The sequence below is a fragment of the Rhodoferax sp. RT4P68 genome, from assembly GCF_056521305.1.
The window spans coordinates 642331-663004 of record NZ_JBWMBB010000001.1 but is presented as its reverse complement, the minus strand read 5'-3'; the positions used below and the strand labels follow the sequence as shown (position 1 = coordinate 663004).

19 protein-coding genes are annotated in these 20674 nt (G+C 68.4%); 1 reads left to right on the top strand and 18 read right to left on the bottom strand.

What is annotated here, in order from left to right; translation table 11 throughout:
• Positions 1 to 23: 23 nt before the first annotated feature.
• From AC099J_RS03040 to AC099J_RS03015, 6 genes are all read right to left on the bottom strand, one after another.
• Positions 24 to 1721, bottom strand: coding sequence for an AMP-binding protein (locus AC099J_RS03040; RefSeq protein WP_479613716.1), 1698 nt, complete (start codon positions 1719 to 1721; stop codon positions 24 to 26).
• Complete coding sequence (locus AC099J_RS03035; RefSeq protein ID WP_479613715.1) at positions 1718 to 2749, bottom strand: ABC transporter ATP-binding protein; 1032 nt, start codon at positions 2747 to 2749, stop codon at positions 1718 to 1720. Before AC099J_RS03035 ends, AC099J_RS03040 begins: the two co-directional genes overlap by 4 nt.
• On the bottom strand, positions 2739 to 3782 hold the full coding sequence (locus tag AC099J_RS03030) for an ABC transporter ATP-binding protein (RefSeq protein ID WP_479613714.1): 1044 nt from the start codon (positions 3780 to 3782) through the stop codon (positions 2739 to 2741). Before AC099J_RS03030 ends, AC099J_RS03035 begins: the two co-directional genes overlap by 11 nt.
• A gap of 76 nt (positions 3783 to 3858) precedes the next feature.
• On the bottom strand, positions 3859 to 4755 hold the full coding sequence (locus AC099J_RS03025; protein WP_479613713.1) for an ABC transporter permease: 897 nt from the start codon (positions 4753 to 4755) through the stop codon (positions 3859 to 3861).
• Positions 4745 to 5665, bottom strand: a complete 921-nt coding sequence (locus tag AC099J_RS03020; protein ID WP_479613712.1) for an ABC transporter permease — start codon at positions 5663 to 5665, stop codon at positions 4745 to 4747. The genes AC099J_RS03025 and AC099J_RS03020 overlap by 11 nt, the downstream gene beginning before the upstream one ends.
• A 37-nt stretch (positions 5666 to 5702) precedes the next feature.
• A complete protein-coding gene (locus tag AC099J_RS03015; RefSeq protein WP_479613711.1) occupies positions 5703 to 7298 on the bottom strand; it encodes an ABC transporter substrate-binding protein in 1596 nt (531 codons plus the stop codon).
• Between the two features lie 175 nt (positions 7299 to 7473).
• Here AC099J_RS03015 and AC099J_RS03010 point away from each other — a divergent pair, with 175 nt between their 5' ends.
• Positions 7474 to 8709 carry a TetR/AcrR family transcriptional regulator gene (locus tag AC099J_RS03010; RefSeq protein WP_479613710.1) on the top strand — a complete coding sequence of 412 codons (1236 nt, stop codon included), beginning with the start codon at positions 7474 to 7476 and terminating at the stop codon, positions 8707 to 8709.
• Between the two features lie 15 nt (positions 8710 to 8724).
• Here the strand turns inward: AC099J_RS03010 and AC099J_RS03005 are convergent, their stop codons facing one another.
• From AC099J_RS03005 to AC099J_RS02950, 12 genes are all read right to left on the bottom strand, one after another.
• Positions 8725 to 9489, bottom strand: a complete 765-nt coding sequence (locus AC099J_RS03005; RefSeq protein ID WP_479613709.1) for an enoyl-CoA hydratase — start codon at positions 9487 to 9489, stop codon at positions 8725 to 8727.
• A 5-nt stretch (positions 9490 to 9494) separates the two neighbouring features.
• On the bottom strand, positions 9495 to 10313 hold the full coding sequence (locus tag AC099J_RS03000) for an acyl-CoA thioesterase (protein ID WP_479613708.1): 819 nt from the start codon (positions 10311 to 10313) through the stop codon (positions 9495 to 9497).
• A 21-nt stretch (positions 10314 to 10334) separates the two neighbouring features.
• On the bottom strand, positions 10335 to 11543 hold the full coding sequence (locus AC099J_RS02995) for an acetyl-CoA C-acyltransferase (protein ID WP_479613707.1): 1209 nt from the start codon (positions 11541 to 11543) through the stop codon (positions 10335 to 10337).
• A 12-nt stretch (positions 11544 to 11555) separates the two neighbouring features.
• A complete protein-coding gene (locus AC099J_RS02990) occupies positions 11556 to 13955 on the bottom strand; it encodes a 3-hydroxyacyl-CoA dehydrogenase/enoyl-CoA hydratase family protein (protein ID WP_479613706.1) in 2400 nt (799 codons plus the stop codon).
• 16 nt (positions 13956 to 13971) lie between these two features.
• Entirely contained in the window at positions 13972 to 14415 is a 444-nt protein-coding gene (locus AC099J_RS02985; RefSeq protein ID WP_479613705.1) for a DUF2147 domain-containing protein, read from the bottom strand.
• Positions 14415 to 16211: an acyl-CoA dehydrogenase C-terminal domain-containing protein gene (locus tag AC099J_RS02980; protein WP_479613704.1), complete on the bottom strand. Its 1797-nt coding sequence runs from the start codon at positions 16209 to 16211 to the stop codon at positions 14415 to 14417. The genes AC099J_RS02985 and AC099J_RS02980 overlap by 1 nt, the downstream gene beginning before the upstream one ends.
• Before the next feature lie 4 nt (positions 16212 to 16215).
• On the bottom strand, positions 16216 to 16956 hold the full coding sequence (locus tag AC099J_RS02975) for a TetR/AcrR family transcriptional regulator (protein ID WP_479613703.1): 741 nt from the start codon (positions 16954 to 16956) through the stop codon (positions 16216 to 16218).
• Between the two features lie 101 nt (positions 16957 to 17057).
• Positions 17058 to 17420: a response regulator gene (locus AC099J_RS02970; protein ID WP_479613702.1), complete on the bottom strand. Its 363-nt coding sequence runs from the start codon at positions 17418 to 17420 to the stop codon at positions 17058 to 17060.
• Between the two features lie 105 nt (positions 17421 to 17525).
• Positions 17526 to 17738 (bottom strand): hypothetical protein, encoded by a 213-nt coding sequence (locus AC099J_RS02965; protein WP_479613701.1) that lies wholly within the window; start codon positions 17736 to 17738, stop codon positions 17526 to 17528.
• 87 nt (positions 17739 to 17825) lie between these two features.
• Entirely contained in the window at positions 17826 to 17990 is a 165-nt protein-coding gene (locus AC099J_RS02960) for a hypothetical protein (RefSeq protein WP_479613700.1), read from the bottom strand.
• A 135-nt stretch (positions 17991 to 18125) separates the two neighbouring features.
• Entirely contained in the window at positions 18126 to 19253 is a 1128-nt protein-coding gene (locus tag AC099J_RS02955) for an anhydro-N-acetylmuramic acid kinase (protein ID WP_479613699.1), read from the bottom strand.
• Positions 19254 to 19266: 13 nt separating this feature from the next.
• Positions 19267 to 20601, bottom strand: coding sequence for a peptidoglycan DD-metalloendopeptidase family protein (locus AC099J_RS02950; protein ID WP_479613698.1), 1335 nt, complete (start codon positions 20599 to 20601; stop codon positions 19267 to 19269).
• Between the last annotated feature and the right edge of the window lie 73 nt (positions 20602 to 20674).

Genomic DNA, 20674 nt, shown 5'->3' with positions numbered 1-20674 from the left:
CGGTGGGTTGCGTTCGGCAGGGGCTACAGCAGCTTGGCCAGTTCTTCTTTCTTGACCTTGCCGGTGGCCGTCATCGGCAACGCGTCGATGAAGCGGATCTCGGGCACCTTGTAGGCGGCCATGTTGCGTTTGCACCAGTCGATGAGCTGCTGCTCGTCGAGCTCGGCGCGGCGCGCCGGGTCCACGCGGATGAAGGCCACGGGCACCTGGCCGCGTTCTGCATCCGGCCGGCCAATGACGCCCGAACCCAGGATGGCGGGGTTCTGGCCCAGCAACGCCTCGATCTCGGCCGGGAACACGCTCATGCCTTTGACCTTGAGCATCTCCTTGCGCCGCCCGAGGAAGTGCAGGTAACCCATCTCGTCGATGACGCCGATGTCGCCCGTGTGCAGCCAGCCGTCACGCAAGGCCTGGGCCGTGGCCTCGGGCTTGTTCCAGTAGCTCTTGAGCAGCGAGGGTGAGCGGCAGCAGATCTCGCCCTCCTCCCCAAGCGGCCTGAGCGCGCCGGTCTCGAAGTCGCAGATGCGGAACTCGGTGCCCGGCATCGGCAGGCCCACGAACACGGGCTGCGCCTTGAGATCGAAATCGTCACCCTGCATGCCGGTGGTGAAGGTGTCGCAGGTGTGCGTCTCGGTCATGCCCCAGGCGGCCTCGGCCATGACGGTGCCGGTCAGCGCCTGCCAGCGGCGGCGGTAGTCGATGTTGAGCTTCTTCACGAACGAGGACACGCGCACGCGCTGCAGCGAGCGCAGGTCGTAGTCGGCGGACGTGGGGTGCTCCAGCAGCTCGACCGCGTTGTCCACCAGCAGGCCAGCCACGTTCACCTTGTAGTGCTGCACGGCGGCCATGAAGCCCACCGGGTCCCAGCGCGCCAGCAGCACGCAGGTGCCGCCGCTGAAGATCGGGAAGATCAGCGCGAAGTCTTCGCCCGCGATCCAGAACACGGGGAAAAAGTTGATGCTGATGTCGTCGGGCGACCCAGGCGAGCCCACCGTGCAGGTGGTCGCGGCCGTGTAGAGCATGTTGCGCTGCGTGTGCACGCAGCCCTTGGGCATGCCCGTGGTGCCGCCCGTGTAGTTGAGCGCCGCCGTGTCGTCCAGGCCGACCGTCACCTGCGGGCACGCAGCAGGCGCACCCGCCAGCGCGCGCAGCAGGTCGATGGTGCCGGGGCATTCGATCTTGGGCTGGCGGATCGACTCGGGCACCGGGATCGTGGGCGCGGCGGGCAGCGCATCGGCAAAGCTGGTCGTGAAGACGGTGGTGAGCGGCGAGCGCTCGTGCACGGCCTGCACCAGCGGCATGAGCTGGTCCTGCACGATGGCGACCTTGGCGCCGGTGTCCTGCAGCTCGTAGACGAGCTCGGCCTCTTTGAACAGCGGGTTCACGGGCACGTGCACCGCCCCCAGTTTCATGATGGCGTAGAAGGCCACCACGAACTGCGGGCAATTGGCCAGGAACACGGCCACGCAGTCGCCCTGGCGCACGCCATGCCGTGCCAGCAATGCGGCCAGCGCGTCGCTCTGCTGGTCGAGCTGGCGGTAAGTGAGCTCTGCGCCGTAGTAGATGTAGGCCGGCTTGTCGGGCTGGATGGCCGCCCACTGGCGCAGATAGTCGGTCAGCAGCACCTCACCGAAGCGGTAGGTCGGCTGGCGCGGGATGTCGGCGGGCCAGTGGCGCTGCTGCAGTTGCGCGATGTGGCGCAGGTAGTCGTCCTGGTTCATGGCAATGCGGTCTCCAAGAGGGTGTCGGCGCGTGCGGCGGGCGCAGGCGTGGCCACGGCGTGGACGCGCGCGGCCTCGACATGGCAGGCGGCCCAGTGCACCGGCGAAAACTCCGTGGCCGCCGGCTTGTCGACGCGGCAGATGTCGATGGCCAGCGGGCAGCGCGGATGGAACTTGCAGCCCGGCGGCGGCGCCAGCGCGCTGCCGATCTCGCCCTGGATCATGCCCACGGGCAGCGGCACATCGGGGTCGGGCCGCAGCACCGAGGCCAGCAGCGCGCGCGTGTAGGGGTGGCGCGGCGCGCCGAAGACCTGGGCCGTCGGCCCCTGCTCGACCATGTCGCCCAGGTACATCACACCCACCGCGTCGGCGAAGTGCTCGACCAGCGCCAGGTCGTGCGCGATGAGCAGATACGTCAGGCCGTACTGCTGCTGGATGTCGGCCAGCAGGTTCAGGATTTGCGCGCGGATCGACACGTCGAGCGCCGAGGTCGGCTCGTCGAGCACCAGCAGGCGCGGCTTCAGCGCGAGCGCACGCGCAATCGCCACGCGCTGTCGCTGGCCGCCGCTGAACTCGTGCGGGTAGCGCTTGGCCGCATCGGGCGGCAGGCCCACCACGTCGAGCAGCTCGGCGATGCGGCCGTCCAGCTCGGCGCGGGTGGGCTTCTCGTTGGCGAGGATGGGCTCGGCAATGATGGTCGCCACGCGCAGGCGCGGGTTCAGCGAGGCGTACGGGTCCTGGAATACAGCTTGCACCTGGCGCCGCCAGGCGCGCTTGTCCGCACCTTTGAGCGAGGCGACGTCGCGGCCATCGAAGCGGATGCTGCCGGCACTCGGCGTGTCCAGCCCCAGGATCAACTTGGCACAGGTGGTCTTGCCGCAGCCCGATTCGCCGACGATGGCAAAGGTGCTGCCGGCCGGCACGTCGAAGCTGATCTGCTCCACGGCCTTGACCGGGTTTTTGGAACTGCGGACCTTGAAATGCTTCTGCAGGCCCTCGACCTGCAGCAGCGGCACATCAACCGGCATGCGGCGCTCCTTCGTGCAACCAGCAGGCGGCGCGCTGGCCGGCGCCGGTCTCGAATTCGGGCGGGTACTCCACCTCGCAGCGCGCCATGCGCTGTGGGCAGCGCGCGGCAAAGCGGCAACCGGCAGGCGGGTTCAACAGGCTGGGCGGCTGCCCGCCGATGGAGGTGAGCCGCTCGCGCGGCTGGCCCAGCCGCGGAATCGACGCCAGCAGCGCCTGCGTGTAGGGGTGCGCCGGCGCGTGGTAGATGCGGCGCACCGGGCCGGACTCGACCACGCGGCCGGCGTACATCACGGCGATGCGGTCGCACATCGACGCGGCCACGCCCATGTCGTGCGTGATCATGAGGATGCCCACGCCCGTGTCCTGCTGAATGCGCTTGAGCAGGTCGATCATCTGCACCTGGATCGTCACGTCGAGCGCGCTGGTGGGCTCGTCGGCGATCAGCAGGCGCGGCTGGCAGGCAATGGCCATGGCCGCGACCACGCGCTGGCGCATGCCACCGCTGAACTGGTGCGGGTAGTCGTCCAGCCGCTTCTCGGGCGAGGGGATGCGCACGCGGCCCAGCACGTCGATGGCGGCGCGTCGCGCTTCGGCGCGCGAGCCCGCCAGGCCGTGGTAGCGGAACGGGCCGCCGACCTGGTCGCCGATGGAGTAGACCGGGTTCAGCGAGGTCAGCGGGTCCTGCGAAATCATGGAGATGCGGTTGCCGCGCCATTCGCGGGCCATGTCGCGTTCGGACACCTGCACCAGATCGACGCCGTCCAGCTCGATGCGGCCGCCCGCGATGCGCCCGGCCGGGCGCGGCAGCAGCTTCAGGATGGACAGGCCGGTCATGGTCTTGCCCGAGCCCGATTCGCCGACGATGCCCAACGTCTCGCGTTCGGCCACTTCCAGGTTCACGCCGTCGACGGCACGCACCGTGCCGTTGCGCACGTCGATGTGGGTCTGCAGGTTGGTGATGCGCAGCAGCGGTGCGACCGTGGTGGTCGGCACGGTCGACGCTTTGGGCATCGGCAGGGTGGAGGCGCTCATGGGTGCACCCCTCGGCCTGCGGCCTGTCCCGCCAGGCTGGAGCAAGCTTGTCTGGGGCGCCCCGGCGCCGTGCTCATCATCGTTGCTTCCTCCGCGGATCCAGCGTGTCGCGCAACCAGTCGCCCACCAGGTTGGACGCCAGGCAGGTCAGCATGATGGCGATGCCGGGCAGCGTGATGAGCCACCAGGCGTGCGTCATGTAGTTGCGCGCGTCGGCCAGCATCAGGCCCCAGGACACGTCGGGCTGCTGGATGCCCAGGCCGAGGAAGCTCAGCGACGCCTCGAACACGATGACCTGGCCGACCTGCAGCGTGGCCAGCACCAGCAGCGTGTTCGACACGTTGGGCAGCAGGTGGCGCCGCAGGATGGTGAAGTTGCTGCACCCGGCCACGCGCGCCAGCGCCACGTAGTCGCGCTCCTTGAGCGACAGCACTTCGCTGCGGATGATGCGCGCGTACCAGGTCCAGTAGGTGATCACGATCACGATGACGACGGTGGAAAAGCTCGGGTCCAGCACCACGGCCACGACGAGCGCGAGCGCCAGCGAGGGAATCGACATCTGGATGTCCGCCAGGCGCATCAGCACCGCATCGACCACGCCGCCGAAGAAGCCGGCGACCAGGCCGATGAGCGCCCCGATGCCGCCCGACAGCACGATCACGTACAGCGCCACCGTGACGGACACGCGGGCGCCGGCAATGATGCGGCTGGCGATGTCGCGGCCCAGGTTGTCGGTGCCCAGCCAGTGCGCGGCCGTGCCGTCGGCATGCCAGGCCGGCGGCTTGAACACGTTGGCCAGGTCGAGCGCGTTCGGGTCCCAGGGCGTCAGTGCCTCACCGCCGATGGCGGCAATGCCGAGCAGCAGCAGCACGCACAGCGACACCCACGGAATGCCCTGGCCGCGCAGGCGGCGCAGCCAGCCGGCGCGAGCGGGCACCTCGGCCACGGTGGCGACAGTCGATTCAGCCTGCATGGCGGATCCTCGGGTCGATGACGCCATAGCTCAGGTCGACCAGCAGGTTGGCCGCCACGAACAGCACCGACGTGAACAGAACGCCGGCCTGCACGACCGGGAAGTCGCGTGCAAACACGGCCTCGACCACGGTGCGGCCCAGGCCCGGCCACGCAAACACCACCTCGACCACGAACGCCCCGCCCAGCATGGCGGCGAAGTACACGCCCAGCATGGTCACGAGCGGAATGGCGGCATTGCGAAACGCGTACTTGGTGACCAGCAGCCATTCCGGTGTGCCGAGCGAGCGGCCCATGCGGATGTAGTCGCTGTCCAGCACATCGAGCATGGCCGAGCGCACGATGCGTGTCTGCGCCGCCACCGGGTACCAGCCCAGCGCGATGGCCGGCATCAGGATGTGCGCCGCCGTGCCGTGGCCGAAGGCCGGCAGCCAGCCCAGGTGCACCGAGAACACCAGGATCAGCAGCAGCCCGACCCAGAAGCCCGGCATCGACTGCCCCAGCATCGCAAAGCCCTTGCCAAAGCTGTCGAGCCAGGTGCCGCGGTACACGGCCGACAGCATGCCCAGCGGCACGGCCAGCGCGATGCTGAACAGCAGCCCGGCGCAGGCCAGCTGGATGGTGGCCGGCAGGCGCTGCAGCACGAGGTCGAGCGCGGGGGTCTGCCACCGGTAGGAGTTGCCGAAATCGCCCACCAGCGCGTGCTGCGCAAAGATCAGGTATTGGCGCCACATCGGCAGGTCCAGCCCCATGCTGGTACGCATCGCCTCGATCACGGCGGGCGGCGCGTCCACCGGCAGCAGCAGCACGATGGGGTCACCCGACAGGCGCGAGATGATGAAGATCACCATGCTCGCGCCGACGATGCTGATCAGGCCCAGCCCGAATCGGCGCAGAAGGAATTGAATCATCGACGCGATGCTCGCCAGTGGAGGGTTGCGCGGCCGCCTACTGCTGCTTCAAGCCGATCTGCTGCAGGTTGCGCCAGAAGCCGGGCCACGGCCAGGGCGTGTAGTCGACCTTGTCGCGCCAGGCCATCGTGACCAGCGGCCGGTAGGTGGGCAGGCCGCCCAGCACACGCTCGTGCTTGAGCTTGCCGATGCGCTGCAGCACGGCTTCGCGCTGCGCCGGGTCCATGGTGCGCTTGGCCTCCTCGACCATCGCGTCCAGCTCGGGGTCGTTCGCATACGAGTAGCTGCCCCAGCCCTTGCCAGCCACGAAGCTGTGCAGGTGGCCGGCCCAGGCCGTGCCCGGATCGCCCGGGACGCCCTGGCCCCACATCCAGCTGATCACGCCATCCATCTCGGGCGGGCCGTTGCGGCCGCGTCGGCCCAGGTTGATCCAGGCGCCGTATTCCAGACCTTGCACCTTGCAGCGGATGCCGGACGCCGTGAGGTAGGCGAACACGGCCTCGCCCATTTCCTTGACGTTCGGCTCGCGTGGCGTCGTGAGGTTGTAGCAGTTGGTGTCGAAGCCGCGCGGAAAACCGGCTTGCGTCAGCAGTTCCTTGGCCTTGCGTGGGTCGTAGGGGTAGGGCTTGAGGTTGGGGTCGTAGCCGGCACCGCCCTTGCCCACCTGCACGTAGCGCTCGCCCTGGCCGAACAGCACAGCCTTGACGATGGCGTCCACGTCGATGGCATGCGCTGCGGCCTGGCGCACGCGCACGTCACGCCACGGGGAATTGGGCACCTGCTCGGCGAAGTCGATGAACAGGTTGTTGCCCGACACCACGGTGCTGGTCTGCACGCCGGGCATCTTCTTGAATTCGGCAATCATCGACGGTGGCACGGCGTCGATCCAGTCCACGGCCCCGGTCTTGAACGCGGCGACCCGCGTCAAGTCTTCGGGGATCACCTTGATCGTGAGGTTCTTGACGGTGGGCCGCGCGGTCTTGTGCCAGTAGTCGTCGAAGGCTTCGAGCTTGAGCTCTTCCTTGATGCTGCGCGAGACGAACTTCCACGGCCCGGTGCCGACCGGCGCCTTGGCAAAGCCCTCGTCGCCCACCTTCTCGAAGTAGGCCTTGGGCATGGCCCACAGCTGCAGGTTGTCGGCGATGTAGGAACCGTCGCCTTCCTTGAAGTGGATCTTGAAGTGGTGGTCGCCCACGACCTCGAAGCGCTCGACCGAGGCCTGCAGGTGCGACCAGCGCGACTGCGCCGGGTCGGCCAGGCGCTTCTGCGAGAACTCGAAATCGCGCGCGGTCAGCGGGTCGCCGTTGTGGAATTTCACGCCCTTGCGGATCTTTACGTCGAGCACGGGCTTGCCGCCGACCTCGGTCACCTCCCACGATTCGGCCAGCCAGTTCACGCGCTTCTGGGTCGGGTCGGGCTTGACGAGCTGCTCGAACATCTGGCCGATGAAGTAGGTGTCGACACCGGCCGCGTACTTCACCGGGTCGAGCGTGGTGGCCTCGGCGGCGAACGCGATGGTCAGGCTGCCGGTGGCGGGCTTGACGGTCTGCGCGAACGCGAGCGGGCCGGTCAGTGCCAGCGTTGCCGCCAGCGCGAGCGCGCGCATCGCAGGGAATCGGATCTGCAGGGCCATGTGTCTTGTCTCCTGGTGGTCGTCTGCCACGTGCCAAAAACCGTTGATTCGAAAAACGCATGTGCATCACAACACGTCAATGATCGACTTCAAATCGGGAATACCCGCTGTTCTAAAACTGTCCCGGTGGCGACATTGAAACGGCTTGCCCCAGGACTACAGACCCCTTGACACCATGATCCAAAGCCGCGATGCCGCTGCGCGCACACCGAAGTTCACGCACAAGCGCGAGGCACTGCTGGGTGCCGCCGCCCACCTGTTCAACCAAAGCGGTGTGAAGAGCGCGACGCTGTCCGACGTGGCGGCCCACGTGGGCCTGGTCAAGAACAGCGTGACCTACTACTACCGCAAGAAGGAGGATCTGGCGACCGCGTGCTTCCTGCGCGCGATCGAGGACTACCAGGGCTTCATCGCGCAGGCGGCGGCCAAGACCACGGTGGCCGAACGCCTGCAGGAACTGTTCCGCCAGCTTGCAGAGCGGCTGGCGGCGATCGAGGCGGGCACGCAGCCGGCGCTGATCCTGTTCCACGACCTGCGCACCTTGCCGCAGCCGCAGCTCGAACAGGTGTTCGCCGCCTACACCGACATGTTCCGGCGCGTGCGCGATCTGCTGCGCAGCCCGGAGACGGCCAGCCTGTCGCGCGAGGCGTTCAACGCACGCGGGCACATCCTGCTGTCCACGCTGAACAGCCTGCGCAGCTGCGTGCAGCGGCACGAGCCGCACGAGTACGGCCGCATCGCCGAGCGTTCGGCCGACCTGTTGCTGCGCGGCATGGCCGGCAACGCCGCCGCATGGCACGACGCGGGGCCCGAGCAGGATTGGGTGCTCAACAGCGAGACCGACATGGCACCCGGCTCGTTCCTGCGTTCGGCGACGGAACTGATCAACGAGCAAGGCTACAAGGGCGCATCGGTCACACGGATCGCCGAGCGGCTGCACCTGACGAAGGGCGCCTTCTATGCCCGCCACGAGGCCAAGGACGATCTCGTCACGCTGTGCTTCACGCACACCTTCGACATCGTGCGCAAGGCGCTGAGCCTGTCGCAGTCGGCGCCGGGCTCGGGCTGGGACCAGCTGTGCATGGCCACGCGCGGGCTGGTGCGCTTTCAGCTGTCGGCGGCGGGGCCACTGCTGCGGCTCACCGCCATCTCGGCGCTGCCCGACCCGGTGTACCGCGCGCGCATTCTGGACGCGACCAACCGCCTGACCGAGCGCATGACGAACCTGATCGTGGAAGGCGTCATGCAGGGCGCGATCCGCCCGCTGGATGCGTCACTGGCGGCGCAGATCGCCCTGAGCGGGATCAACGCGGCGGCGGAACTGCGGCGCTGGTCGGCGGGTGCCGATGTCGGCAACGCGGCGCCGCTGTACGCAAAGCCCCTGCTGCTGGGGCTGCTGCACCCCGGCTGAGCCGGCGCCTGCGCTTCAGAGCTTGGAGAAGTCGGGCTTGCGCCGCTCCATGAACGCGCCAAACGCCTCGCGCGCGGCGGGCTCGGCCAGCATGCGGCGGAAGATCACGCCCTCTTCGTCCATGCGGGCGTGCACCTGGTCGGCGCTGCCCTTCTTCAGCAACTGCTTGCTGGCAACCAACGCGCTGAGCGGCTTGGCTGCCAGCTTGCGGGCCTGGGCCTGCGCCAGGTGCGTGACCTCGGAGGGCGGCACCACGCGGTTGACCAGACCCACTTCCAGCGCGGCCTCGGCCATGAAGGGTTCGCCCAGCAGCAGCGCCTCGGCCGCGCGGTGGTAGCCCATCATTTGCGGCACCAGCAGGCTGGAGGCCGCCTCGGGCACCAGGCCCAGGTTCACGAAGGGCATCGAGAACGCTGCGTTGTCACCGGCATAGACCAGGTCGCAATGGAACAGCATGGTGGTGCCGACGCCGACGGCCGGGCCGCAGACGGCGGCGATCAGCGGCTTGGAAAAGCGCGCGATGCCGTGCAGGAAGCGGAACACCGGCGCGTCCTCGCCGCCGGGTGGCGTGTTGAGGAAGTCACCGATGTCGTTGCCGGCGCTGAAGATCGTCTCGTGGCCTTGCAGCACCACCACGCGCACCGCCGGGTCGGCATCGGCCGTGGCCAGCGCGTCGGCCAGCACGGCGTACATGGCGGCGGTGATGGAGTTCTTCTTGTCGACGCGGTTGAGGGTGACGGTGGTGACGCCGGCCTCGGTGTGGATCAGGATGTCGGTCATGGGTCTCACTCTTTGTAGTAGACGATCTGGTGCGATGTTGCCAGCAGTTCGCCGGCCTCGTTCCACAGCTGCGCAGTCTGGTCGAAAAATCCGTTGCGAAAGCTCTGCCCCCGCGCCTGCGCGAACAGGTAGCCGCTTGCGGTGCGCGCCAGCATCGCCGCATCGGCATGGAAGTAGGTGGTGATGGACACGGTGCCGGCCGGCACCCGCGTGGCGCGGCGCAGCCAGACGCGCGGGTAGAACACATCGGCCAGCGCCGCCAGCGCCGCAAAGTCCAGCGGACGCGGCGGGTCGTCGCGCACCCACAGCTGCGACAGGCTGTGCGTGCCGCTGCCGTCCCATGCCGGCGGGATGGTGCCGTGCACCGGGCGCATGTCGTAGCGCCGCAGCCACTCCACGGCGCGGGCTTCCTCGCGCGGCACCGTGTGTGGCGCCGCCGCGGGCGGCATGGGCAGATCGTTCACGCCCCAGGTGTCGCGCCGCGCGGCGGTGAGCGCGGTGCCGGTGAGCACCGTCTCGGGCGTGCCGTCGGCACCAGGCTGCGTGATGGCCAGCATCCAATGCTGCGTGGCGCGGTTGGTCCGCACCGGCTGCGCCACCAGCCGAAAGGGGGCGGCGGCCAGGGCGCTGGCGTAGTTGACCGTCAGCGCGACCGGTGCACCCAGCAGCTGTGGGTGCTGCAGCACGCCGTTCAGCGCGGTGGCCGCGGTGATGCCGCCGAACGGCCCCACCATGTTGGCCCAGGCCGGGTGCGCGGCACCGGTGTAGGCGTGTTCACCATCGGGCTGCAGCGCGATGCCTTGGTCGAGGAAATGGGCGTCCATGCGGGGCCTCCGGTCGTCGGATCAAACGCGCTCGAAAATGCCTGCGGCGCCCTGGCCCATGCCGACGCACATGGTGACCATACCGTACTGCAGCTTCCTGCGGCGCAGGGCATGCACCACGGTCGCGGCGCGGATGGCACCGGTCGCGCCCAACGGATGGCCCAGCGCGATGGCGCCGCCCATCGGGTTGACCTTGGCCGGGTCCAGCCCCAGCGTGTTGATCACCGCCAGCGATTGCGCGGCAAAGGCCTCGTTCAGCTCGAACCAGTCGATCTGGTCCTGCTTGAGGCCGGCGTTGCGCAGCGCTGCCGGGATGGCCTCCACAGGGCCGATGCCCATGATGTGCGGTGGCACGCCACGGCTGGCGTACGACACGAAGCGGGCCAGCGGCGTCAAGCCGTATTGCTTGACCGCACGCTCGCTGGCCAGGATCAGCGCGCCGGCGCCGTCGGACGTCTGCGAGCTGTTGCCGGCGGTGACCGAGCCGCGCGCCGAGAACACCGGGCGCAGCTTGCCCAGGCCCTCCAGGCTGGTGTCGGGCCGGGGGCCTTCGTCCAGCGCCACGCTGCGGCTGCGCAGCACGGGCTTGCCGGTGGCCAGATCGGCGCTTCGGTCGACCGCCTCCACGGGCGTGATCTCGTCGGTGAACTCACCGGCCTGCTGCGCAGCCAGCGCGCGCCGGTGCGATTCGACGGCGAACGCGTCCTGCGCATCGCGGCCCACCTTCCACTGCGTCGCCACCTTCTCGGCCGTGAGGCCCATGCCGTAGGCGATGCCGTAGTCGTCCACATTGGTGGTGTCGGCAAAGATGGTGGGCGACAGCGAGGGCGAGTTGCCCATCATCGGCACCATGCTCATGCTCTCGGTGCCGGCGGCGATCATGACGTCGGCCTCGCCCACGCGGATGCGGTCGGCCGCCATCTGCACGGCCGACAGGCCCGAGGCGCAGAAGCGGTTGACGGTGATGCCACCCACGCTGTGCGGCAGCCCGGCCAACACGGCGCCGATGCGCGCCACGTTCAGGCCCTGCTGCGCTTCGGGGATGGCGCAGCCGCAGATCACGTCTTCGATGGACTTCGGATCGAGCCCCGGCACCTGGGCCAAGGCCGCGCGCAGGGCGCTGGCCAGCAGCTCGTCGGGCCGCATGTTGCGAAAGAAGCCGCGGTGCGAACGCCCGATGGGCGTGCGGGTGGCGGCGACGATGTAGGCGTCTTGGACTTGTTTGCTCATGGGTGGCTCCGATCAGTTGCGCAGCGGCTTGCCGGTATTCAGCATGCCCATGATGCGTTCCTGGGTCTTGGGGTGGACGATCAGGCTGCAGAAGGCCTGACGTTCGAGCGTCATCAGGTATTCCTCTGACACCAGCGTGTTGGCGTCGACATCGCCGCCCGTCACCACGCCTGCGATCAGGCTGGCGATGTGGAAGTCGTGCGCGCTGATGAAGCCACCGTCGCGCATGTTGACCAGCTGGCCCTGGATGGTGGCCTTGCCGCTGCGGCCGGCCACCGGGAACAGGCGGCGCGCGGGGGCGCGGTAGCCGGCGTCGGCCATGGCGCGGGCCTGGCCGATGGCCACGTACAGCAGCTCGTCCTTGTGCGGCACGACGATGTCGCTCTCCAGCAGATATCCGAGCGCGCGGCTTTCCAGCGCGCTGGTGCCGACCTTGGCCATCGCGGCAGCAGTGAAGCCTTCGCTGACCGACTTCAGCAAGTCCTTGTCGGTGGACGTGGCGGCGTTCTCGGCGGCACGTCGGGCGATGTACGTCAGGCCGCCAGCGCCGGGCACCAGGCCGACGCCGACTTCGACCAGGCCGATGTAGCTCTCCATCGCCACCACGCGCCGCGCCGAATGGATGGCCAGCTCACAGCCGCCCCCCAGCGCCAGGCCGCGCACGGCCGACACCACGGGCACGGCGGCGTAGCGCAGCTTCAGCATGCTCTGCTGCAGCGCCAGCTCGGCCTTCTCGACGGCGCGCACGCCGGACATCATGAACGCGGGCAGCATGGCCTGCAGATCGGCGCCGGCCGAGAACGGCTCGTCGCCGGACCAGACCACCAGGCCCTGGAACTGCTGCTCGGCCAGGTCGACCGCGCGCGACAAGCCCTGCGTCACCTCGGGGCTGATGGCGTGCATCTTGGTCTTGATGCTGGCGATCAGCACCGTGCCATCCAGCGTCCACAGGCGGATGGCGGCGTCCTCGTGCAGCGTGGTTCCTGCCGTCTCAAAGCCGGTGGCGCCGCTGCCCAGCACGGTCTCGGGGAACAGCTGACGGCCATGCACCGGCAGCAGGCGGCGCGGCTCGAAGCAGCTGGTGCTTGGGTTCCACGAACCCTCGGCCGTGTGCACGCCACCGGCCTGCGCGACCGGGCCTTCGAACACCCAGGCCGGCAACGGTGCGCTCGACAAGGCCTTGCCCGCATCGATGTCCTCTTTGACCCACTGCGCGACCTGCAACCAGCCCGCCTCTTGCCACAGCTCGAACGGGCCCTGGCGCATGCCGAAGCCCCAGCGCATGGCGAAGTCCACATCGCGCGCCGTCTCGGCAATGCCGGCCAGATGCACCGCCGCGTAGTGAAAACTGTTGCGCAGGATCGCCCACAGGAAGCGGCCTTGCGGGCCCTCGCTATGGCGCAGCAGGCGCAGGCGTTCGGCGGCGGGCTTTTTCAGCATGCGGCCGTAGACCTCGTCGGCCTTCTCGCCGGTCGGCACGTAGCCCTTGCTGCGCGCATCGAAGCGCAGCACGTCGCGGCCGACCTTCTTGAAGAAGCCGGCCTTGGTCTTTTGGCCCAGGTGGCCCAATTCCAGCAGCGTCTTCAACACGGTCGGCGTGCCGAAGCTGGCGTAGAACGGGTCGGTCTCGGGCGTGAGCGTGTCCTGCAGCGTCTTGATGACGTGGGCCATCACATCCAGCCCCACGACATCGGCCGTGCGGAAGGTGCCGGAAGCGGCGCGGCCCAGGTTCTTGCCGGTCAGCTGGTCGACGATGTCGAACGGCAAGCCGTGCTGCTGCGCCTCGTGCATGGTGGCCAGCATGCCGGCGATGCCGATGCGGTTGGCGATGAAGTTCGGCGTGTCCTTGGCGCGCACCACGCCCTTGCCCAGGCCGGTGGTGACGAACGCTTCCAGGTCGTCCAACACGGCCGGCGCGGTGTCGGGCGTGGCGATCAGCTCCACCAGCGCCATGTAGCGCGGCGGGTTGAAGAAATGGATGCCGCAAAAGCGCGGGCGCATCGCCTCGGGCAGCGCCTGCGCCATCTGCGAGATCGACAGGCCCGAGGTGTTGGACGCCACGATGGCGTGCGGCGCCAGGTGCGGCGCGATCTTTTCGTACAGATCGCGCTTCCAGTCCATGCGCTCGGCGATGGCCTCGATCACCAAATCGCATTCGCCCAGCAGCGCGAGGTGCTCCTCGTAGTTGGCGGGCTGGATCAACGCGGCGTCGGCGGCCACGCCCAGGGGCGCGGGCTTGGCCTTCTTCAGGCCTTCGATGGCGCGCGTGACGGTGCCGTTCTTCGGGCCTTCCTTCGCAGGGAGGTCGAACAGCACGACCGGCACACGCACATTGGCCAGGTGGGCGGCAATCTGCGCGCCCATCACACCGGCGCCGAGCACGGCGACCTTCTTCACATGGAATCTCGTCATCTTGTTGTCCTTGCTCTCAGGGAACTCTCGTCCAGGTCTGCGTGCGGCTGAAGGGGCCAATCGAGCCGCGCACTTCCAGCTTGGCACCGCCCTCGATGGGCGTCAGGCGCAGCGTGTAGCTCTTGCCGACTTCGGGGTCGAGCACCTTGCCGCCCTCCCACACGTCGCGGCCTTCGGCCTTCTGCGCACCGCGCACGATCTCCAGGCCCAGCATCAACTGGTCTTTGCGGTCGTCGGTGCAGGCGGTGCAGCGCGCGGCAGGGTCGGCGCCGGGGCGCAGCAGCTTGTCGATGCGGCCCGTCAGCACGCCGCCGCGCTCGGCGATGACGACCTGCGATTTGGGCTCGCCGGTCTTCTCGTCCACGGTCTGCCAACGGCCGACCGGCGTCATCTGCGCCCAGGCCAGCACCGGGGCGCACGCGCACAGCCAGGCGGCCAGCGCAAGTCGTGCGGTGCGCATCACGCCAACGCGGCTTCGGTGTCCATCAGGACCTTGGTGCCGGTGCGAGCGGTGCGCATCAGGCTGGCGGTCTCGGGGAACAGCTTGGCGAAGTAGAAGCGGGCCGTCTGCAGCTTGGCCACGTAGAACGGGTCGGTGTTGCCAGCCGCGATCTCGCGCAGCGCGACTTGTGCCATGCGCGCCCAGAAGTAGCCAAACACGAGGTGGCCGACGACGCGCAGGTAGTCGACGGCGGCAGCGCCCACTTCGTCGGGGTTCTGCATGCCCTTGAAGCCCAGCTCGGTCGTGAACTTGGTGACCTGCTCGCCCAGCACCGCCAGCGGGCTGATGAACTCCGACATCTTCTCGTTCACGCCTTCCTCGGCGACCAGCGCAGCGACCAGTTTGCCGAACTTCTTCAGCGACGCACCGCCGCTGCCCAGCACCTTGCGGCCCAAGAGGTCGAGTGCCTGCACGGCGTTCGTGCCCTCATAGATCATGTTGATGCGGGCGTCGCGCACGTACTGGTCCATGCCCCACTCGCGGATGTAGCCATGGCCGCCGAACACCTGCTGGCAGGCGGTGGTGGCCGTCCAGCCGTTGTCGGTCAGGAAGGCCTTGACGATGGGCGTCAGCAGGGCGACCAGTTCGCCGCTGTCCTTGCGCACCTTCTCATCCGGGTGGTGGTGCTCCTGGCCGATCAGCTGCGCGCAATAGATGGCCAGCGCGCGGCCACCCTCGGCATAGGCCTTGGCGGTCAGCAGCATGCGGCGCACGTCGGGGTGCACGATGATGGGATCGGCCGGCTTGTCCTTGGCCTTGGTGCCCGAGAGCGAGCGCATCTGCAGCCGGTCCTTGGCGTAGGCCAGCGCGTTCTGGTAGGCCACCTCGGTCAGCCCCAGCGACTGGTTGCCCACGCCCAGGCGGGCCGCGTTCATCATCACGAACATCGCGGCCAGGCCCTTGTTCGGCTCGCCGACCATGGTGCCGACGGCGTCTTCCAGCACCATCTGGCAGGTGGAGTTGCCGTGGATGCCCATCTTGTGCTCGATGCCGCCGCACCAGATGCCGTTGCGGCTGCCCAGGCTGCCGTCGTCGTTGACGTTGAACTTGGGCACAGCGAACAGGCTGATGCCCTTGCTGCCGGCCGGCGCATCGGGCAGGCGGGCCAGCACCAGGTGGACGATGTTCTCGACCATGTCGTGCTCGCCGGCCGAGATGAAGATCTTGTTGCCGGTGATCTTGTAGCTGCCGTCGCCCTGCGGTTCGGCCTTGGTGCGCAAAAGGCCCAGGTCGGTGCCGCAATGCGGCTCGGTCAGGCACATGGTGCCCGTCCACTCGCCGCTGGTGAGCTTGGGCAGGTACATCTTCTGCTGCTCGGGCGTGCCGTGCGCGTGCAGCGCTGCGTGCGCGCCGTGCGAAAGGCCGGGGTACATCGTCCAGGCCTGGTTGGCCGAGTTCAGCATCTCGTAGAAGCACTGGCTGACGACCAGGGGCAGCCCCTGGCCGCCGAAGGCCGGGTCGCTGCTCAGCGCGGCCCAGCCGCCTTCGACGAACTTGGCGTAGGCCTCTTTGAAGCCGTCGGGCGTCTTCACTTCGTGGGTGGTCTTGTCGAGCTGGCAACCCTGCTCATCGCCGATCTGGTTCAGCGGAAAGGCGACCTCGGCGGCGAACTTTCCACCCTCCTCCAACACGGCGTTGACGGTGTCCACGTCCACTTCGGCATACGCCGGAATGTCCTTGAACGCGTCGGTGACGCGCAGCACTTCGTGCAAGACGAATTGCATGTCGCGCAGAGGCGGGGTATAGCTGGGCATGGGTCTACTCCTTGGGGCTGGGGGTGGTTTTGGAAGAGCGTGCGCGGCGTGGCGCGGGGGCGGGAATGGAAATCGGTCGGCCGGCGGCCACGGTGCGCGTCAGCGGCGCGGTGGTGTCTGTGCCATAGCGCGCCAGGATGTTGGCCATGCCGGTGTGGGCGCGGTCCATCGAGGCCGGGTTCTGCAGGAAGCGGGCCTCGTAGTGCAGCGCGAGGATCAGGCCGTGGATCTCGAAGGCCATCTGCTGCGCATCGGCATCGGGCCGCAGGTCACCGCACTGCTTGGCCAGCAGCACGGCGTGGTCCAGCGCCGCCAGCCACGAACGCACGGAGCTGGCGAGTGCATCGCGTACCGGGCCGGGCCGGTCATCGAACTCCACCGCACCGCTGATGAAGATGCAGCCGGACTGGATCTCCAACGCGACGCGCTGCATCCAGTTCTCGAACAGTGCCCGCACCCGCGCAATGCCCCGAGGCTGGGCCATGGCGGGAAGGAAGACTTCTTCCTCGAAGCGCCGGTAGTACTCGTGGATGACCGAGATCTGCAGCTCTTCGCGTGAACCGAAATGCGCGAACACGCCGGACTTGCTCATGCGCGCGACCTCGGCCACGGCGCCGATCGACAAACTCTCCAGGCCGATCTGCGTGGCCAGATTCAACGCCGCGTCGACGATGGCGGTCTTGGTCTGCTGGCCTTTGGGCAGCGCGCGGGCGCTGGGCGTGCGAACAGTCCGGGTGGTGGGCATGCGGGCGGGTAGGGTGAAAAAAGAACGAGCGTGCTATTTTGCGTTAGAACCAATCGCTCGCGCCAGCCCCCGTGCAACATTTTTTTTAAAGCGCCCCGCGCTCAGCGGGTCTGGCAGTAATCCAGGAAGTCGTCGATTTCGGTGGACTTGTCGAACACCGCATCGGCCCCCTGGGCAAGGCAGCGTGCGCGTACGTCCTTGTTGGCGAAGTTGGTGAGCACCACGACGCGCTGAGTTGCGGCCCGCGACCGGCACGCCCGCAGCACCCCCAGGCCAGAGCCTTGGCGCAGGAACAAGTCGACCACGGCCAGCTCCCATTCCTCCCCATGGTGGCGCAGCCACTCCAGCGCTTCAGGTTCCGAGCGCACCGTGGCGACGACGCGCGCCTGCGCGACCTCGCTCAACGCGACGATAAGGTTGTCGCGGATGACGTCCAGATCTTCCACGAGGAAGACTTGCAGCAACGGGCTCGGGGGTGGGGTGCTGGTCAATGAGGTCACTCCGGCAGTCTGCGTTGCGCAGCCAGGGTCACTGGTAGGACGACAGGCCGTGCCGGCGCAGGTACCGGCTCAGCGCTCTGCCAGCGCAGTGCCGCTGATGGCCTTGCCGATCTGCTCGAACAGCCGGCCGGCTGCGCGCTGCTCGTACAGGCCCGCGGCGCAGGTGGCGATGACGACGGCCTTTGCGCCACCACTCTGCGGGTCGACCACGCCCATGTGGCAGGCGCGCCGGTACTGGGAGCCGGTCTTTTGGATGCGCCACGTCCGCTTGCAGTTGCGCACGCCAGTCCTGCGCGGCGCCGACCGTTGCCGATGCTGCTGCGGCCATCCAGGCGACGACCGCCAGCGTCGCGCGGCGCGCAGCCCGCATCACGGGTCTTGTCGGCTGCTGCGCTCCACCCAGTCCTGGTGTTCACGCCATGGGCGCGTGCGCTCGTTGCGCCGCTCCTTGCGCGTGTACGCATACCACGCGTACACGGCCAGTGCGAGGCCTCCGAGCCCCACCATCAAAATGACCAGCCATATCGACGACACACTCAGACTCCCATGTTGCGCACCGCCCGCAATACCGGGCTCGTCAGCCCATCATTGCAGAGCGGGAGCATGACCGAAAGCGCGTGAAGCTCCTTCACGTGTCGGACAAAAGCCTTTTCGGCTGCGGGGTTGGCCTCAGGCCGGGTAGATGGCGCCCAGAATGCGCGGGCCGCGCGCGCCGGTGACGCTGACAAGGTTGCCCGGCAGCCGGGCCACGGTACGGCTGGCCAGCCAGGCGAAGGCGGCGGCCTCGACCTGCAGTGGCGGCAGACCCAGGGCCGCCGACGACACCACGCTCAGACGTGGCAGGCCGTGCTGAAGCCGGGTCATCAAGTCCAGGTTCAGAGCCCCGCCGCCGCACACCACCAGCCGCCCGGCCGTGGGCGCATGGCGCTGCACGGCCTGTGCGCAGACCTCGGCCGTGAAGGCGGCCAGCGTGGCCTGCACGTCGACCGGCGCGAGGCCTGCGAAGTCAGCCAAGCGGACGCGCAACCAGTCGGGGTGGAACAGGTCGCGCCCGGTGCTCTTGGGTGGCGGCAATGCGAGAAAGGGCTCGGCCATCAGCACCGACAACAACCCGGCGACCACCCGACCACTGGCACCCCAGGCACCTTGCGCGTCGTACGGCTGGCCCAGGTGCTGCTGGCACCACAGGTCGAGCAGCGCATTGCCTGGCCCGCAGTCGAAACCCAAGACGGCCTCGGCCGAACCGGGCGAAGGGAGCACGCTCAGATTGGAGATTCCACCCAGGTTCAGCACCGCCAGAGCGCCCCCACCCTGGTCGCCGCCGAACACCGCCTGGTGGAAGGCGGGCACCAGCGGCGCGCCCTGCCCCCCGGCCGCCAGATCGCGGCTGCGGAAATCGGCCACAACGTCGATGCCTGCCAGTTCGGCCAGCAGCGAAGGGTTCTGCAACTGCAAGGTGTAGCCCACGCCATCGTGTGCGAGTGGCTGATGGCGCACTGTCTGGCCGTGCGCGCCGATGGCCGTGATGTCGCCCGGCGCCAAGCCCTTGGCGCGCAGCAGTTCGGCGACCACGCCGGCGTAGCTGCGCGCAATGCCGTTGGCCGCCAGCGCGGCGCGGTGCAGTTCGTCGGGGCCGGAGGTGTTGAGCGCGAAGAGCTCGGCGCGCAATGCCGGCGCGAACGGGGCGCTGGCATGGGCCTGCACCTGCAGACCCCTGGTGGACATCTCGGCGATGACGCCGTCCACACCGTCCAACGAGGTGCCGGACATCAGGCCGATGTAGAGCGCACCGGCCATCGGGCGCGTGGTCTTACTGGGCGCTGGCCTGCTGGATGGCGGCAGCCGACGACAGCTGCTGGCGCATCACCGACGCCGTGCGTTCGAACTGCGCCTTGGCTGCGGCGGAGACCGTGCCCTTTTCGGACTGCTCGGCGATGTCGGTTGGGTCCTGGTGTTCGCCGTTCACGCGGAACTCGAAGTGCAGATGCGGGCCGGTCGTCCAGCCCGTCATGCCGACGGCGCCGATGTGCGCGCCCTGATCGACGCGCTCGCCCTGCTCCACCAGGATGCGGCTGAGGTGGGCGTACACGGTGACCATGTCGTTGCGGTGCTTCACGTAGACGACGTTGCCAAAGCCGTTTTGCACGCCGGCAAACTCGACCACGCCGTCGCCAACCGTGCGCACCGCCGTGCCGACGGGCGCCGCGTAGTCCACACCCAGATGGGCGCGCCAACGCTGCAAGATGGGATGGAAGCGGTTGGAGAAACCGCTGCTCACGCGTGAAAACTCCATCGGCGATGAAAGGAAGACCCGGCGCAGGCTGTTGCCATCGAGCGCGTAGTAGCCACCCTTCTGGCCGGGCTCCTGGAACCACATGGCCTGGAACACCTTGCCGTTGTGGGCGAACTCGGCGCTGAGCACGCGGCCGGTGCGCAGCACTTCGCCATCGGCCTCGAACGTCTCGTAGACCACCGAGAACCGGTCGCCTTTGCGCAACGCGTGGAAATCGATGTCGCCCGCGAACATTTCGGCCACCTGCGTGGCCAACGACTCCGGCAGGCCGGCGTCGTCGGTCGCGGCGAACAGCGTGCTGCGCACGGTGCCGCTGGCCAGCTGGCTGGCGGCCTCTACGGGCTGCTGCTCCAGGCGCGAGACAAACCCTTCGGGCGTGCGTTCGACCACCAGGCGCTGGAACTCGGCGTCGGTGTTGGCCGACCAGCGCAGGCTGAGCTTTTGCAGGGACTCGTCGTCCGCCGCCTCGGCCGTGACGGCACGGCCCGCGCGACCCAGGGCCTGGCGCACCCGCGCGTCGCCGCTCAGGTAGGCGACCGCAGCCGCGTCACGGATACCCAGGCGCCCCAGCAGCGAGCGAGCGCTGTCACTGGAGCGCGTCACCTCGGTGCGGTACAGATTGAACCGGTGCACGTCCAGCGCCTCGATCTGCGCAGACAAGCCCGTGGGCTCGACCGAATACTGCAGCTCCCGCACCGGCATGTCGGATGCGTCGGGCACCAGCGAGGCGACCGCAAACGCACCACCCCCACCGCACAACAGCAGTGCAGCGACGGCAGCACTCACACGCTTGGGATGGCGCTGCAGCAAAGACGCAGCAAAGTCGAGAACGGTGGTCAGACCGTGGTTCAAAAGCGTAGTCCCCTGATTGACCTACAGAAAAACGAAGCGAACCCGCGTGGGCGGATTGCATTGACTCGGGATT